This window comes from Arthrobacter gyeryongensis (assembly GCF_039543785.1).
Taxonomy (GTDB): Bacteria; Actinomycetota; Actinomycetes; order Actinomycetales; family Micrococcaceae; genus Arthrobacter; species Arthrobacter gyeryongensis.
Genome location: NZ_BAABKK010000035.1, coordinates 1 through 16,513, shown reverse-complemented (window position 1 = coordinate 16,513; position 16,513 = coordinate 1). Strand labels below are relative to the sequence as shown.

The 16,513-nt window shown below is 62.9% G+C and carries 15 protein-coding genes and 1 tRNA gene; 3 read left to right on the top strand and 13 right to left on the bottom strand.

Annotation, left to right across the window (positions count from 1 at the left end):
• Positions 1-75 precede the first annotated feature (75 nt).
• Entirely contained in the window at positions 76-837 is a 762-nt protein-coding gene (locus ABEA18_RS22375; RefSeq protein WP_345452898.1) for a MerR family transcriptional regulator, read from the top strand.
• Between the two features lie 90 nt (positions 838-927).
• Here ABEA18_RS22375 and ABEA18_RS22370 read toward each other — a convergent pair whose 3' ends face one another.
• From ABEA18_RS22370 to ABEA18_RS22345, 6 genes are all read right to left on the bottom strand, one after another.
• Positions 928-2,301, bottom strand: a complete 1,374-nt coding sequence (locus tag ABEA18_RS22370) for a GntT/GntP/DsdX family permease (protein ID WP_345452897.1) — start codon at positions 2,299-2,301, stop codon at positions 928-930.
• Positions 2,298-2,843, bottom strand: coding sequence for a gluconokinase (locus tag ABEA18_RS22365; protein ID WP_345452896.1), 546 nt, complete (start codon positions 2,841-2,843; stop codon positions 2,298-2,300). Before ABEA18_RS22365 ends, ABEA18_RS22370 begins: the two co-directional genes overlap by 4 nt.
• Positions 2,844-2,917: 74 nt before the next feature.
• Entirely contained in the window at positions 2,918-3,697 is a 780-nt protein-coding gene (locus ABEA18_RS22360; RefSeq protein ID WP_345452894.1) for a PIG-L deacetylase family protein, read from the bottom strand.
• 5 nt (positions 3,698-3,702) lie between these two features.
• Complete coding sequence (locus tag ABEA18_RS22355) at positions 3,703-4,656, bottom strand: electron transfer flavoprotein subunit alpha/FixB family protein (RefSeq protein ID WP_345452892.1); 954 nt, start codon at positions 4,654-4,656, stop codon at positions 3,703-3,705.
• A gap of 14 nt (positions 4,657-4,670) precedes the next feature.
• On the bottom strand, positions 4,671-5,471 hold the full coding sequence (locus ABEA18_RS22350) for an electron transfer flavoprotein subunit beta/FixA family protein (protein WP_345452890.1): 801 nt from the start codon (positions 5,469-5,471) through the stop codon (positions 4,671-4,673).
• A 276-nt stretch (positions 5,472-5,747) separates the two neighbouring features.
• Positions 5,748-7,421, bottom strand: coding sequence for a S1C family serine protease (locus ABEA18_RS22345; RefSeq protein WP_345452888.1), 1,674 nt, complete (start codon positions 7,419-7,421; stop codon positions 5,748-5,750).
• A gap of 331 nt (positions 7,422-7,752) precedes the next feature.
• On the opposite strand from ABEA18_RS22345, the gene ABEA18_RS22340 reads away from it, so the two are divergent.
• A complete protein-coding gene (locus ABEA18_RS22340; RefSeq protein WP_345452886.1) occupies positions 7,753-9,837 on the top strand; it encodes a TPM domain-containing protein in 2,085 nt (694 codons plus the stop codon).
• Positions 9,838-9,938: 101 nt separating this feature from the next.
• Positions 9,939-10,727, top strand: coding sequence for a PspA/IM30 family protein (locus ABEA18_RS22335; RefSeq protein ID WP_236811951.1), 789 nt, complete (start codon positions 9,939-9,941; stop codon positions 10,725-10,727).
• A gap of 58 nt (positions 10,728-10,785) precedes the next feature.
• Here ABEA18_RS22335 and ABEA18_RS22330 read toward each other — a convergent pair whose 3' ends face one another.
• From ABEA18_RS22330 to ABEA18_RS22300, 7 genes are all read right to left on the bottom strand, one after another.
• Positions 10,786-11,922: an acyl-CoA dehydrogenase family protein gene (locus ABEA18_RS22330; RefSeq protein WP_345452883.1), complete on the bottom strand. Its 1,137-nt coding sequence runs from the start codon at positions 11,920-11,922 to the stop codon at positions 10,786-10,788.
• Between the two features lie 64 nt (positions 11,923-11,986).
• Positions 11,987-12,919, bottom strand: coding sequence for a cytochrome b/b6 domain-containing protein (locus tag ABEA18_RS22325; protein ID WP_345452881.1), 933 nt, complete (start codon positions 12,917-12,919; stop codon positions 11,987-11,989).
• A 90-nt stretch (positions 12,920-13,009) separates the two neighbouring features.
• Positions 13,010-13,981, bottom strand: a complete 972-nt coding sequence (locus ABEA18_RS22320; protein ID WP_345452879.1) for an electron transfer flavoprotein subunit alpha/FixB family protein — start codon at positions 13,979-13,981, stop codon at positions 13,010-13,012.
• 13 nt (positions 13,982-13,994) lie between these two features.
• Entirely contained in the window at positions 13,995-14,762 is a 768-nt protein-coding gene (locus tag ABEA18_RS22315; protein ID WP_345452877.1) for an electron transfer flavoprotein subunit beta/FixA family protein, read from the bottom strand.
• A 184-nt stretch (positions 14,763-14,946) separates the two neighbouring features.
• Positions 14,947-15,318: a VOC family protein gene (locus ABEA18_RS22310; protein ID WP_059387516.1), complete on the bottom strand. Its 372-nt coding sequence runs from the start codon at positions 15,316-15,318 to the stop codon at positions 14,947-14,949.
• Positions 15,319-15,429: 111 nt separating this feature from the next.
• A complete protein-coding gene (locus ABEA18_RS22305; protein ID WP_345452875.1) occupies positions 15,430-15,705 on the bottom strand; it encodes a hypothetical protein in 276 nt (91 codons plus the stop codon).
• Between the two features lie 365 nt (positions 15,706-16,070).
• Positions 16,071-16,147: transfer RNA gene (locus tag ABEA18_RS22300), tRNA-Met, on the bottom strand.
• Positions 16,148-16,513 lie beyond the last annotated feature (366 nt).

The following is a 16,513-nucleotide window of genomic DNA, read 5'->3' as shown; positions in this document are numbered from 1 at the left end:
AGGGGCCCTGCCCCGCCGTGGGCTCTTAACGGCGGGGCTTGACCTTGACGTAGCGTCAACTTCTACGCTGGACACATGAAGCAGGACAAGGCAGGTACCTGGACCATTTCCGAACTGGCCAAGGCCAGCAACGTTTCCTCGCGGACCTTGCGCCACTATGACCAACTCGGACTATTGGAACCTGCCCACACTGGACACAACGGCTACCGGTACTACGGCCAGCCTGAGCTGCTGCGACTGCAGCGGATCCTCCTGCTTCGTGAACTTGGCCTTGGGCTCGAGACCATCGGCGAAGTTCTGGATGGCCAGGCCGATCCCGTGGAGGCACTTGCCGTGCACAGGAACTGGCTGCTGGCCGAGCGGGACCGGCTGGACCGGATGTCCCGGACGGTCGACGCAACTATCGCAGCACTACGTCAAGGAGAAACCATGACCGCGGAGAACATCTTCAAGGATTTCGACAACAACCCCTACGAAGCCGAGGCGCGCGAGCGCTGGGGCGATCGCGCCGTCGACGCGAGCAAGGCCCGGCACTCAGCAATGACAACGGCCCAGAAACAGGCCTTCATGGAGGAGTACTCGGCCCTGAACCAGGATCTCGCCCGTTGTTTCGACGCCGCCCTTCCGCCGGATCACCCGGACGTCCAGGCAGCTGTCGACCGGCACTACAAGTGGATCTGCGAGAGTTGGACCCCCAACGCGGAATCCTATGTAGGCCTGGGTCAGATGTATGTGGACGACCCCCGGTTCACCGCCAATTACGACAAGGTCCGGGTCGGCCTGGCGCCCTACCTACTGGAAGGCATCAAGGTCTACGCGGCAGAAATGCTCAGTTAGGGCATTCCCCAAGAAAAGTACGACGGCGGCCCGTCCCCGTAGGAAACACAGGGGACGGGCCGCCGTCGTACTGGCTGCAAAGCAGCCCCGTTAAATGATCAGCGAGAGCACCATGATGAAGCCGAAGCCGACCACCGAGATGAGCGTCTCCATCACCGACCACGTCTTGAACGTCTGCCCGACCGTCAGGCCGAAGAGTTCCTTCACGAGCCAGAACCCGGCGTCGTTGACGTGGGACAGGAAGAGCGAGCCGGCACCGATGGCCAAGGCAAGGAGTGCCGCGTGGGTCGGGCTCAGGCTGCTTGCCAACGGAGCCACGATGCCCGCAGCCGTGACAGTGGCAACTGTCGCCGAGCCCGTGGCCAGGCGAAGCGCCACCGCAACCAGGAAGCCCAGGACCAGCACGGACATGTTGGCGCCTTCAGCCCATTTCTTGACCGCGTCACCGACGCCGGCACCGATGAGGGTCTGCTTGAAACCGCCGCCCGCGCCAACGATCAGCAGGATCGCGGCAATCGGTCCGAGGCTGCTGCCGAGCTTGGAGGTGATCTTGCTTCCGGTGAAACCGACGGCGTAGCCGAAGGTCACCATTGCGGCGAGCACGGCCAGGGTCATCGCGACGAGGGGCTGGCCAATGAAGTCCAGGACGGTGCGGATCATGGGTGCCGTCTTGGGATCGGCCCAGACGATGTCCGCGACGGCCTTCAACAGCATGAGCACCACCGGGAAAATGATGGTCAGCAGGGTGACGAGGAAGCTGGGCTGACGCTTCACTTCGCTGAGGTCGACGGCGTGCTTGGTGTCGATACCGCCTGCCACCGCGGGGGCATCCACGGGAACCCAACGCGCGGCCAAACGGGAAAACAACGGTCCACAAATGATCACTGTGGGGACGGCCACCAGGAGCCCAAGAGCCAGGGTGGTTCCTAGTTCAGCCTTCACAGCGCTGATGGCGATGAGTGGGCCGGGGTGCGGCGGGACCAGGCCGTGCAACACGGACAAACCCGCGAGCGCCGGAATGGCAATGCGCATAAGCTTCATCTGCGAGCGCTGGGTGACCAGGACGATCACCGGAAGGAGCAGGACGAGGCCAATCTCGAAGAACATCGGGAGGCCGATGATGACAGCAACCAGGGTAATCATCCAGACCACCTTGTTGCCGCTGGCTTTCTCCAGCAAGGTGTCCACCACGCGGTTTGCGCCGCCGGAGTCCGCGAGGAGCTTACCGAGCATGGCCCCGAGGGCAATCAGGAGGCCGACCTCCTTGAGGACTCCTCCCACGCCGTCTTCGAAGTTGCTGACCACCTTGTCGAGCCCGACTCCCGATGCCAGGCCAACGAAGGCCGAACCTAGCACGAGGGAAAGGAACGGGTGGACCTTGAATTTGGCGATCAGCACGACGATCAGCGCAATGCCGATAGCCGCGACCACCAGGAGTTGGGTATCGTGCCCGGTCCAGTTCACGCTGCATCTCCGGTTGTGTGTGCGGTCTGTGCCTCAAGGCCAAGCCGTTCGATGATTTCGTCTGCCTCTTCAGCAGGAGAAGCGGAGACGCACAGCGAGATGTGGTTCTCGTCCTCGGTGGGCGCTTCCAGTGCATCGAACTGGGATTCCAGCAGCGAGGCAGGCATGAAGTGCCCGTGGCGCGAAGCCAGCCTGTCGGAAATCTTGTCCTTGCTCCCTTGGAGGAAGACGAACACAACGCCCTCGCCGCGCAGGACATCCCGGTAACGCTTCTTCAAGGCCGAGCACGTGATGATGCCCGGCTTTCCAACTGCCGTACGCTCCTTGATCCAATCGGCAATGATGTCCAGCCACGGCCAACGGTCCTCATCACTGAGTGCGTGCCCCGTCTGCATCTTTGCCACGTTCGCTTCCGGGTGCAGGTCGTCGCCTTCGGCGAGGTCCCAGCCCAGGCGCCCGGCCAATACGCCGGCCACTGTCGATTTACCGGAACCGGAGACACCCATGATCACCAATACCGGTTGTTGTGCAGTCTTCGCCATCAAAGTCTGCCTCTCTCAATTAAATATGATTTAAACGAGACTAAGCATATGACACAGGTTACACATCAGCAATTTCAGAAACCGGCGATGGTTTGGGACCCGTTGACTTCCACCACATGGAACGCCTCGGCGCTGCGCCCGCCGGCCATTCCGGCGCGCGATGCGTTGTGCCGGAGCATGTCCCGGACACCCTGTTCCATGCCTTCCAGATCGGGGTGCTGGCTCGCGTGGATCCGGATCGCCGCCAGTTTCGCGTCGATGTGGTCGGTGACATCCACGAAATAGTTCTCACGGGATTCGGGACCGGCGAAGAGCCACAGCCATGGCAGTTTGAAGGCCTCAAGGCCGGCTTCCGCCAGCTCCGGGTAGGCGAAGGGGTTCTCCACCGCGGGGTACACTGCCCGGGTCACGATCTCCCCCACGGCGAGGTGGTCGGGATGGCTCTTCTGGATCCTGTCCCAATTGCGTTCCGGGTGCATGGCAAGGACGACGTCGGGGCGGATTTCGCGGATGAGCTTCACAACTTGCTTGATGACCCCATGCGTGGGTTCCAGGTAGCCATCGCGCTCATGGAGGTAGTGCACATCCGTCACGCCGACGAGGGCAGCGGCTTGTCTCTGTTCCTCTGCGCGCATGGAAATGATCTCTTCGCGGTGCGCAGGATCGAAGCCTCCGGCGTCGCCGTCGGTCATGACGCAGTAGCTGACCTCGACGCCGGCAGCGGTCCAGGCAGCGATGGTGCCGGCCGCGCCGAAGTCAATGTCGTCCGGATGGGCGGTAAAACAAAGCACCCGCTCGACGCGCTCCGTGGAGGCGTTGAACGGGCTCTTTGCTGACGTGGCGTCAGAAGACAAAGGGATCAGCCTTTCCGCTTTTTGATCTCTTCGGTGGCCTGCGGAACAACCTTGAAGAGGTCACCGATGATGCCGAAGTCCGCGATTTCGAAGATCGGCGATTCAGCATCCTTGTTGATCGCGACGATGACCTTGGAGGTCTGCATACCGGCCTTCTGCTGGATCGCTCCGGAGATGCCCGCGGAAATGTAGAGCTGCGGGGACACGGTCTTGCCCGTCTGGCCAACCTGGTAGTCATGACCGATCCAGCCTGCATCCGTGGCGGCGCGGGAAGCCCCGAGTGCGCCGCCCAGCGCGTCGGCCAGTTCTTCCAAAGGACCGAAGTCGCCGTCGACTCCGCGTCCGCCGGCAACCACGATCCGGGCTTCGGTGAGCTCGGGACGGCCGCTGACCGGCTTTTCTGCACGCCCGGTGACCCGTGCGGCATTCGCGGTGGCATCGGCCGGGACGTCGATAGTGACGGTTTCGGGCGTGCTTGCCGCGGCCGGGGCTCCGACGTCGACGCTGTTCGGCTTGACTGTGAGCACGGCGACGGCAGTGCGCGCCTTGGCCGTGGTGGTGTACGAGCCTGCCAGGACCGACTTGTGGGCCGTGCCGTCGGCGTCGACGCCCACGACATCGGTGATGACCCCGGCGTTGAGCTTCACGCCAAGACGGGCCGCGATTTCCTTGCCGTCGGCGGTGTTCTCCAGCAGGACGGTCCCGGCTCCGGAGGCCGCAACGGCCGCAGCAAGATACGCGGCTTTCGGCGCAACCAGGTAATCGTCCAGGTCTGTGGCGGACGGGCGGTAGAGAGCCGAGGCTCCTTGAGCACCGAGGGCGGCCACGACGTCGTCGTTCAGTTCGCCGTTGACGGCGACCACAGTCTCTCCGAGGGAACGCGCGATCGTCAGGAGTTCCAGGCTGCTCTTCTTGAGCGCCGCGCCCGGGTTGTCAATGAATACAAGTGCTTTTGCCATGTGTCGGAATCCTCTTAGAGCAGCTTCTGGGCGGCCAGGAACTCAACCAGCTTGATGCCGGCGTCGCCTTCGTCGGTGATGATGGTGCCGGCAGTGCGCGGCGGCCGCGCCTCAGCGGTCTCGACGGCGGTCAGTGAACCCGCGGCGCCCACCTGCGCGGCATCGACGCCGATATCCGCCAGCGTGAGTGCGGTGATTTTCTTCTTCTTGGCTGCAAGGATGCCCTTGAAGTTGGGGTATCGCGGCTCGTTGATCTGGTCCGTCACGGACACCAGAGCGGGCAAGCTTGCCTCCACGGTGTCCGCGTGGGCGTCACCGTCACGGCGCGCTACGATGCGTTCGCCGTTGACCTCCAGGGAGGAAGCGAACGTGACTTGCGGGAGTCCGAGCCGCTCAGCGAGCTGGGCCGGAACCAAGGACGTTTCGCCGTCGGTCGAGGCCATGCCCGTCAGGACGAGGTCCACGGGCGAATCGGCGCCAAGATACCGGATCGCCGCGGCGAGAGCCAGCGAGGTGGCGGCGGCATCGGAACCGGCCAACGCGTCATCGCTCAAATGCGCTCCCGAGGAGGCACCGATCTGCAAGGACTTCTTGACGGCGTTCACGGCACCGGCGGGACCCATGCTCAAGGCGATCACCTCGTTGCCGGCCTTGGCACCTCCGCGCGCTTCGCTCAGCTGCAGCGCGGCTTCAAGCGCATATTCGTCCAGTTCGGACAGAATGCTCTCGTCGCGGTCCGTGGTGTTGCCTGGGCCGGTGAGGTGTCGGTCGAACTGCGCGTCCGGGACGTGCTTGACCAGAACAACAATCTTCAATGTATCTCCCACTGTGTTCGAGGCAGCCTTCCATACTCGGGGATGGCCAGCAACTAGGCGCATGGCCAAGAGTGCCCTGCGTACGGGCTCGTCCTAGCTAAGCATATTGCGGAACAAGTCGGACAACGGCGCCGCGTTAACTCCTGTTTCGTGGATCGCCCCGCTTACGGCGGCAAGCGCACACGACGACGGCGGGCCGCACCGCTTGTGGTGCTGCCCGCCGTCGTCGACTGATTGTTGGTTTCCGTGCTGGAATCCGCTGCTACAGCGCAGCTGTTACGGTGCAGCATCCAGGGTCACGTCGAGCTCCTGCGACTGGCCGCTGCGCTGGATGGTCACCTTGACCGTTGCGCCTGCCGGCTGCTCCCGGACAGCCGCAGTGAGCTGCTCTGGATCGGTGATGTCTATGCCGGCGAACTTTGTCACGACGTCGCCCACCTTGAGTCCGGCCTTCTCGGCTGCCGAGCCCTTGGTAACAGCCGCAACTTGCGCGCCCACCGAGAACCCGGAGCTGCTGCCTGTTGCCGACTTAGGCTGCACGCTGACGCCGAACTGACCGTGGGTGGCTTTGCCGTTCTTGATAAGTTCCTGCGCAATACGCTTCGCGTTGTTGATCGGAATGCTAAAGCCCACACCAATGTTGCCGCTGGACGAAGACGAAGAACCGCTGCTGCCGGCAGAAGCGATTGCCACGTTGACGCCGATGATCTCGCCCTTGGTGTTCACGAGCGCTCCACCGGAGTTGCCCGGGTTGATCGGCGCGTCGGTCTGGATCACGTTGAGCGAAACGGTGCCCTGGCCCGCACTGCTCTGGCTCTGGCCACCGCCTGGAGGGGCGAATTGGAATCCGCCCTGGCCGCCGTTTTGCGAATTGTCCGAGCCACCGTTGGGAACAGCCGAGGACGCCACGCTGATGGTGCGGTTGAGCGTGGACACGATGCCGTCGGTGACCGTGCCGGGCAGGCCGAGCGGAGCGCCGATGGCGATTGCGTTGTCCCCGACGTTGATCTTGCTGGAATCACCCAGGGTAGCCGGCACGAGGCCGGAGGCGTTGTCCACCTTGATGATGGCAAGGTCAGAAAGCGGGTCCGTTCCCACTACCGTCGCCTTCAGGACGCGTCCATCGCTCAGCCGCACTTCAATCGCGGCGTTGGCGCTGGCACCGTCAAGGGTCACCACGTGGGTGTTCGTCAGGATGTGGCCCTGGTCGTCGAGGATGATACCCGAACCGGTGCCGCCCTGGCTTCCGCTCGAAGCCATGATGGTTACGACGCTCGGTGAAGCCTTGGCCGCGGCGGCGGTAATCGCATTGACGTTATCCGTGTTGTTGACAATCACGGTTCCCGTCTGGCCGCTAGTGGCCGCCACCGGGGTCCGGCTGCTTAGCAATTGATCACTGGCTGCCACAACGCCTCCGCCGACGAGACCGGCTGCCAGGATGCAGGCCACCAAGGTCCCGACGCCGAAGACCGGCTTACGCTTCGGGCTGGCCGCCGGGCCGCCCGGGTGGGCAGGGAACTGCTGCGTGGGATAGTGCTGCGCAGGGTTCGGTCCGCCATAGAAAGGCTGGTGCTGCGGGTACGGGTGCTGCGGTCCCGCGCTGTGCTGTGGCGCTTCGTGTTGGGGCGCGCCGTTCTGGGGAACGCTGTGCTGAGCCTGGATCTGCTCGGTGGCGTTTTCAGCCGGACCCTGGGCCCAGGGTGCCGGGGCTGCGGGAGTCTGCGCTGTGTGAGCCGGCTGCGCCGTGTGATCCGGCTGCGCCGGGTATTCGGGCTTCGCAGTGTTTTCGGGCTTCGCAGTGAAATCCTGACCCGGCTGGTATGCCGGCAGCGGGGCCGTAGGCTGGGAATTGGCCTGCTTGTCCGCCTCCGCCTGGCCGGCGTCCTCAGGACCATGGTTCTCGGGGCCATTGTTCTCAGGCGCGGCGCCCTGTGCTGGGTTCTCCGTCATGGGACTTCCTTTCTTCCTCGTCCCCTTAACTATCGTCGCTCTTGCTGGATCAAGAGTCGACGTTCGCTGGGAGCTTGCTGAACGCCGTCACCGGAATGGCCCTGTGCCCTCGAATGGCGCCGACTAGCCCCTCAACGTTGGAGAAGGAAGGATCTCTCCCCGTTTCGCTGGCGGCATATTTGCCGCTGTGGACGCTCCAAAAGGTGCACCATAGTATCAAGTGGAATTGCCACAGCGACCTGCCGCTTGACAACCATGCGTGGGGGCGCTGACGCATTCTGTTTCGATTGCTCCGGCCCGGACCAATCGCAGACGTGCTGAAGGGTTGCACATGCGGTCAATGTTGAAACGTGTACTCGCCGTCATCGGCCTGGCCGGAATGCTGGTCCTCCCGGCAACCGCAGCCTGGGCCGAGAGCCCGGTGACCATCCCGTCCGGCCAGAACATCGTGGACAACGCGAATGTTCTGGGCAACCGCAAGGGCGAGGTCCAGGACGCCATCCAGAAGCTCCTGAAGGACCACAAATACAACTTGTACGTGGTCACGGTGAATTCTTTCGAAAACCCCTCATCGCCCGCAGACTGGGCCATGGCAGTGGCCAGCAAGAAGGGTATGGGCAAGGCTGACGTCATTCTGGCCATCTCCACGGCCGGTCAGTACTATTTCGCACCCAACTCTGCAAGCGCAATCTATTCCAAGAGGTCAACCATTTCGTCCAATGCCATCGCGGCCAACCTGGGCGCAGGCAAGCGGGACTTTGCCCAGGCAGCCATCGACACTGCGGCCGCCGTCGGCGACGCCGCCGGCGGGGGCAGCGGCACGGTTCCGAGCGGCAACTCGGGTGCAGCCGTTTTGATCGGCGCGGGTGTTGTTGCGGCGGGCGGTGTGGGCACGTACTTGTACTTCCGTAACCGCCGCAAGAAGGGCCAGGCATCCGGAACGAGCTACGGCCCGCAGGGAGAACAGCTCGATCCCCTGGCCTCGTTGAGCATCCCGGACTTGCGGCGAAAAGCGGGTTCCCTGCTCATCGAAGCGGATGACACCATCAAATCCAGCGAACAGGAACTAGGCTTCGCCCAGGCGCAATACGGCGATGCCGCCGTCGGGAACTTCACCAAGGCATTGCTGGAAGCCAAGAACCACATGACTGAATCCTTCAAGCTGCAGCAACAACTCGATGATCACATCCCGGACACCGAAGAGCAGCAGCGCAGTTGGCTCGGCGAAATCATCCGACGCTCGGAGGCTGCCCTCGAGTCGTTGCGCGAGCAAAAGGCCGATTTCGATTCCCTTCGCGAACTCGAGAAGAACGCGCCGCAGGCTTTGGCCACTGTTGCCGCCGGCGCCAACGAAGCCGAGGCAAAGATCAGCAGCGCGGAGCAATCGCTCAACGGACTGCGCGAGAAGTATGCAGACAGCGCACTTGGTCACGTGAGCGACAACATCACCCAGGCCAAGGACCGGCTCGCCTTCGTTCACAACGCAACAACTACGGCGCAGGAAAAGCTCGCGGAAGGTGAGAGCAGCCTCGCCGCTGTTGCCGTCCGCGCCGCGGAAGAAGGCCTTCACCAGACCAACGTGCTGATCGACGCGATCTCCAAGGTGGCGGGCAGCCTCGACGAAGCCCGGAACTCGTTGGAGGGCGCCGTGGTGGAGACCAGCCAGGACCTGGCACAGGCCAAAGCGATGATCCAGTCCGGCGAACACCCGGAGCTGGCTGGCCCGGTGGCCGGAGTCGAAGCCGCACTGGCACAGGTCAAGGTTGAAATCCAGGGCGGAAAGATCGATCCCCTTGCCACCTTGGACCGCGTGGAGAAGGCCCACCAGGCCTTGGACCAGTCCCTCTCGGGAATCCGTGACCAGCAGGAACAGGCGAGGCGTGCACAGGCCGCGCTCCAGCAGACCATCATGGCTGCCCAGTCCCAGATCAGCGCTACCTCGGATTACATCGCGGCGCGACGGGGCGGCGTGGGCACCGAGGCGCGTACTCGGCTGGCCGAAGCCCAACGGAATCTCGACTACGCCCTGTCCATTTCCCGCAACGACCCGGTCACCGCGCTGACGTATGCCCAGCAGGCCCAGTCGCTCGCAGCACAAGCCGCGCAACTGGCCCAGTCCGACGTCGACCAGTTCGGCGGCTTCGCCAACCAAGGCTACGGTCGTGGCGGCATGTTCGGTGGCGGAGGCAGCGGTGGCGGCCTCGGCGGAGCGATCCTCGGCGGCATCCTCATCAATTCCATCCTCCACGGCGGCGGAGGCGGCTGGGGCGGTGGAAACAACAACGGCGGAGGCGGAGGCTTCTTCGGCGGCGACGGCGGTGGCGGCGGCGGCTTCTTCGGCGGCGACGGTGGAGGTGGAGGCGACTTCGGCGGCGGCGGAGGCGACTTCGGCGGCGGCGACTCTGGCAGCTTCTAGCACTCAAACACTAGGTGGGGGCCGGTCCCCCACCTAGAAGCGGTACAAAAACTGATCACTGGATTCAGTGGGAATCACTGAGCAGGACGAAAGGCAACACCATGGTTAAGCAGTCCATTTTCGGGCGGATCGCACAGCTCGCCAAGGCGAATATCAATGCCTTGCTCGACCAGGCTGAGGACCCGCAGAAGATGCTGGACCAGATGGTCCGCGACTACTCGAACAACATCGCCGAGGCCGAGTCCGCTGTGGCGCAGACCATCGGCAACCTCCGCATGCTGCAGGCCGACTACAACGAGGACATCAAGAACGCCCAGGACTGGGGCAACAAGGCCCTCGCAGCCTCCCGTAAGGCGGACGAGTACCGCGCGGCCGGCAACGCCGCCGACGCCGTGAAGTTCGACAACCTTGCCAAGGTGGCCATCCAGCGCCAGATGTCGGCCGAGAACGAGGCCAAGGCCGCCGAGCCCAACATCTCGTCCCAGTCGGAGGTCGTGGACAAGCTCAAGAGCGGTCTCGACCAGATGAAGGGCAAGCTCAACGAGCTCACCAGCAAGCGCAATGAGCTGGTTGCCCGCTCCAAGACGGTTGCTGCCCAGACCCAGGTGCATGACGCCCTCAAGAGCATCGACATCATGGACCCCACCAGCGAGGTGGGCCGCTTCGAAGAGAAGATCCGCCGCGAAGAGGCCAAAGTCCTGGGCCAGCAGGAACTTGCGGCCTCCAGCCTGGACGCACAGTTCAACCAGCTTGAGGACCTCGGAGAGCAGACGGAAATCGAGGCCCGCCTGGCGGCGTTGAAGTCGGGCGGTTCGAAGGCTGCGATCGGAGCCGGCGCCACCGCTCCGGCAGATGACACTGTGGACGAAGCCGACTTCGACAAGCTCTAGTCCCACCAACGAAGGGCCGGACCTCGTGAGGTCCGGCCCTTCGTGCTTGCTGCGTGCTTTATGCCCCTACGGCGAGCCGCCCAACGATGAGTCTCATGATTTCGTTGCTGCCTTCCAGGATCTGGTGGACGCGCAGGTCCCTGGCAATCTTCTCGAGGCCGTATTCCGACAGGTATCCGTAGCCGCCGTGCAGTTGGATGGCCTTGTTTGCGACATTGAACCCGGCGTCCGTGGCGACGCGCTTCGCCATTGCGCACAATCTCACGGTGTCCGGGGCGCCGCGATCCAAGGCGTCGGCGGCCCGGAGGATCAAGGTCCTGGCCGTTTCGAGTTCCGTATCCATATCGGCGATGTCAAACAGCAGGGACTGCTGGTTGATGAGCGGGCCACCGAAAGCCGAGCGTGACTTGAGGTAGGCGATGGACTTCTCCAAGGCCGCCTGGCCGCCTCCCAGGGAACAAGCGCCCATATTGACCCGGCCTCCATTGAGGCCCTTCATGGCGATGCCGAATCCGCTGCCTTCCTCGCCAAGCCGATTCGCCACCGGGACCCGTACGTCCTCGAAGATGACCTGACGCGTGGGCTGGGCATTCCATCCCATCTTCTTCTCATTCGGACCGAAGGACAGGCCCGGCGCGTCCGCGGGCACAACGATAGCGGTGATGCCCTGGCTGCCCGCGTCCGCAGTCCGTGCCATGACCACATAGATGCTGGAAACTCCTGCGCCCGAAATGAACTGTTTGGTTCCGTTAAGAACGTAACTGTCGCCGTCGAGCACTGCTTTGGTGCTCAAGGCGGCGGCGTCCGATCCGGCTCCCGGCTCCGTGAGGCAATAGCTGCCCAAAGCCTCCATGGACGCAAGCTGCGGCACCCATTGGGCCCGCTGCTCATCGTTGCCGAAAGCATCGATCATCCACACCACCATGTTGTGGATCGAGATGTAAGCCGCGATGGTGGGGTCTGCCTTGGACAGCTCTTCAAAGATCAGCGCCGCATCCGTGCGGGAGAGCCCCGAGCCGCCGAACTCTTCGCGGACATAGATGCCTCCCATGCCGAGGGTGCCCGCTTCACGCAGGACATCCACAGGGAAATGCTTGGTCTCGTCCCATTCTGCGGCGTGCGGCGCAATAGCCGTTTTGGCGAAGTCGCGCACCATCTCCACCACCGCTTGTTGGTCCTCTGTGAGCTCAAACATTGGCACTCCTTTGCAGTTCTTCCCAGTTCTCCGGGTTGTCCGGTTTTACTGGCTATTCGGTGCTTTACTTGCTGACTTTGCCCATCAGCGAAGCGACAGGGCGAAGGAACAGCGGCCTCGCGAGGAACCACGCGCCCACAATCACCAGGAGGGATACGGCGAAAATGCCGAATCCAACCCAGTTGATATCGTCGCTGCTGCCATACATATGGTTCAGGTTGCGCAGTGCTCCGGTGGCGAGGACCAAAGTGACGTGCACGATCGTGAAGAGCACGAAGTACACCATCACCGGGAAATGCACGGCCCGGGCCAGTTCGATGGGATAGATCTTGTTCACCGTGCCGGCCTTCTTGGGCCAGGCAGAGGACGTGCGCAGGCCGGTGATGATGGCAAGCGGGGCGGCGATAAAGACCGTGACGAAGTAGGTCAGCAATTGCAAGGCGTTGTAGTTCACCCAGCCGTCTTCAGTGGGCCAGTTCAACGAGGCGTACTGGAGGGCGGCGGAAAGGGCGTTCGGGAATACATCCCATCTGGTGGGGATGATCCGCATCCATTGCCCGGTGGCAAAGATCACGATGATGAAGACGATGCCGTTCAACACCCACAGTGCATCCAGGGTCAGGTGGAACCACAGGTCCAGGCTGATCTTGGTTGGCGCGTTTTTGGTCCGGATGAATCCTTTGTTGTTTCGGGTCCATTGGGCCGGAGGCCTCTTGGCTGTGCGAACCTGCCAACCGGATCGGACGATGAGCACCATGAAGAAGACGTTCAGGAAGTGCTGCCATCCGAGCCATGCCGGGAAACCTACGGGAGCGTTCTCCGGGAGACTGGATGCGCCTGGGAACTCGTGCAAGAACGACTGCACACCCGACAGGCCCGTCAACCATTTGGCAAACAAGACGATGAGCAAAAGTACGAGCAGCACGCCTGGAACCACCCAACGGGGTTGGGACCATTTGTTTTTGGCTGCTGTCGACTTTTTGGCGGGGGTGGACATCTTCTCAGACACCTCTCGGAAGAACTTTGCAATCAGGGACGCATCAAGCTAACAGGCTTTGGACCGAAGCGGCCAAAGCCTGTTACGCCGTCAGTTTGAACGGGCCTTGACGGCCTCGATGAGTTTCGGAACCACCGTGAAAATATCGCCCACAATTCCGAAGTCGGCCACCTCAAAAATGGGCGCGTCCTCGTCTTTGTTGATGGCCACAATGGTCTTGGCGGTCTGCATGCCTGCGCGGTGCTGGATGGCTCCGGATATTCCCAATGCGATGTACAGCTGCGGGGACACGCTCACACCGGTCTGGCCCACCTGGGCCGTCTGGGCAATGTACCCGGCGTCGACGGCTGCGCGTGACGCACCGATCGCCGCGCCCAAGGTGTCGGCGAGCTGTTCAACCAGCACAAAGTTCTCGGACGAGCCCAAACCCCGTCCGCCGGAAACCACCGTCGCTGCGGTCCGAAGCTCGGGCCGGGCCGAGACGGCGGCATCGTCATTGAACTGGTCAATGATGGCGGCGCCTTCTTCTCTGGCATCGAGGGACACCGTCTGCAGGTCTGCCGCGGCTGCGGGAGCCTGGCCTTCGATCGCCCCCTGCCGGATGGTGAGGATGGGCAGCCCGCCTTCCACCACGGACTCGACGGTGTAGGCCCCGCCAAACACCGAATGCTTGGCAACAACGGTTCCGTTGTCGCCGCGCACCCGCACGACGTCGGCGAGCACGCTCCCGCCGAGCCGCACGGCAAGCCGGGCGGCAGCTTCGCGGCCGTCCACCGAATTTGCCGTGAGTACGGCGGCCGGCCCATAGGCGTCGACGGCCGCGCTCAGGGCATCCACGGCGGGTGCCACCAAAACAGTGCCGGCGGCAGCTGTCACAGCCGAGTAGATCCTTGCCGCGCCGAGCTCACCCAGGCGCGCGACGTCGTCGCCCGCCAGCGGTGCCGAGGACACGGCGACGGCGACCGGTGAGCCCAGCGTGGCTGCGGCAGCCAGCAGCCCGCGGGCGGAAGCGGCAATCCCGCCGCGGTGGGAAATTTCAATGAGCACCAAGACGTTCGACATTTCTTTTCCTCCGTCAGACCAGGCGGTTCGCAACGAGGAACTCGGCCAGCTCGTCGGCCGCGGTCCCGTCATCTATGAGTTTTCGTCCGGCCGCGCGCGGCGGCCGCTCAACGGTGGAGACCACTACGGTGTGGCTGGCGCCCGTCGGGACGCCAAGCTCGGCGGCGGACAACGTGGTGACGGGTTTGCGCTTGGCTGTCAGGATGCCCTTGAAGTTGGGAAACCGGGCCTCCGGGAAACGCTCGGTCACAGTGATGATGGCGGGCAGTCCGGCACGGACATTGAGGGTTCCACCCTCACCCTGGCGAACGCCGCTCACGCCGTCGTCGGCGATTTCCGCGGAGATCAATGAACCCAACAGTGGCAGTTGGAGATGTTCGGCAATCATGGCGGGCACGACGCCGGCGCGGCCATCCGTCGATTCGTTGCCGGCCATCACCACGTCGAACCCAGTAGACCTCAGTGCAGCCGCCAGCGTTGCGGCCGTTCGACCGGTGTCGGCGCCGGCCAGGGAATCATCCACAATGTGAACCCCTGAATCGGCTCCCATGGAGAGGGCCTTGCGCAAGGACTGCGTGGCGTCGTCAGGACCCATGGTCATTGCCACTACCTCGGTGCCTTTGTTGGCATCCTTGATGCGCAGCGCGGCTTCGAGGGCGCGCTCGTTGATTTCATCGACCACGGAGTCGGCAGCCTCACGGTCGAGCCGGCCCGTTGCCAGGTCGAGCTTCCGTTCCTCGGCCGTATCCGGCACTTGTTTGACGAGCACGACGATCTTCATTCAACAGCTCCCTCGATGCAAATGGCTGACGCTTGGAATCGAGAATACTAGGAACTCCTAGTATTTACCATGGAGCGAAGGAAGGAATACTTGGAACTCCTATTGATTCTGCCGGGATTTTTCGCGCCGGGCATGGGGATTCGGGCCGGCGGCAGGTTGCAGGCCTTCTTTCGAAGCGATCGATCTAGCCCTGGCGAATGCCGAGGGTGTTCCCGTCGGGATCACGGAACCATGCGCCACGGGCGGGGCCGAGCTGAGCGATGTGCCCTGTTGTGGCAAGGGGACCCTCTGTGTAGTCGAGGAACTCCACGCCCTTGGCGGCCAAGTCGCCGACCACGGCCTCAATGTCGTCCACTTCGAAGTGGGCAAGGGTGTGCTCTGTAGCGGTAGGCGGACGCTTGAAGACTGAGATCTCGCTGACGGATCCGCAACGGTACCGCACGCCGACCGGAGTCTCCCAGAGGAAGGTCAACCCCAGGATGCCGCCATAGAATTCTTTCGCCCGCTCCAGATCGGTGACCGGAATCGTCGCCACTACCATCGTCGCACTGATCATCTCGGGCCTCCTCAGGGCGGCCCATTCCGTCAGGATGAACGGGCCATTCGGCCCAAGTGTCTTCCTCCAGGAGCTGGACTGTCAACGCTTTAAGGGCTCGGATCGAATGGGTCACGGGGAGGCGTTGCTGTGGCGCACGGCCATCACCACGCGGACAAGCACCGACAACGCTGTGACCACAAGGATTCCGGCGAAGTTGGGCTGGAATTCCAAGGCCAGCGCCCCGTTTTCGGTTCCGGCGGTCGCGGTAAAAAGACCCGGCAGCGTCGCACGCGAGTCCGTCGAAATGGCGATCACGCTAGTAGCCACGCACAGGATGAACGAAAGTGCCAATCCCAAGGCGATTCCGCCCATGGCCGCCCCAGCTATTTTCGATGTCTTGTTCATCGAAGCTCCTCCTCAAGTCGGTCGACGCCGAGCGCAGCCTGAATTCCGGCGATCAAGCTTTGTTCCCTCGCCCAAGAAACTAGCCCGACATTTCGCCTCTCGGGGGTCGAAGTGGTCAAAATCCGTACAGATTTGCCAAAAATCAGTGTGTTTTTGGGCAATCTCAGTGTGGATCTCGGCGCTTCTACGTGTGGAAAACGATTCACCCGGATCGGCCCGCATAGGCCCGTCTAGGTCCGCATCCAATACCTCCCTGGGGAAGTGGTAGCGACTGTCTCCCGCTGCGCCTACTTCACGACCGACAAGGCTGGAAAATAGGGTTAAACGAAAGAGTCCGCCCAGTCGGGCGGACTCTTTCTTTTATTTGGTTGCGGGGACAGGATTTGAACCTGTGACCTCTGGGTTATGAGCCCAGCGAGCTACCGAACTGCTCCACCCCGCGTCGCAAAATCAACTCTACCGCACATTCACGGGCGCCTCTGACCACTTGGCTGTGGGCTGCGGCACGTTGGGTTCTGCAGGACCTTTGGGCAGGAGCAACAGCCCTTGAGGGTGGTTATCCTCCCGTGGACTTGGCGCCGTCCTGACCTTCTTTGATTTCGGAAAGCGCTTACGACACGGCGAGTCGCGTCATTCTGGCGCCGAGGAGGCTCAAAGAAGGTCAGGACGGAGCTGGCACGGCCGTACCCGGCACACGCCCTATCGATCCCGCACTCCCCCCACCCACGAATCGACGGAAAATCGAGTAGGAGGGCCGGGTTTCCCGGCCCTCCTCTCACACCACCGTACGTGCGGGCCTCGCATACGG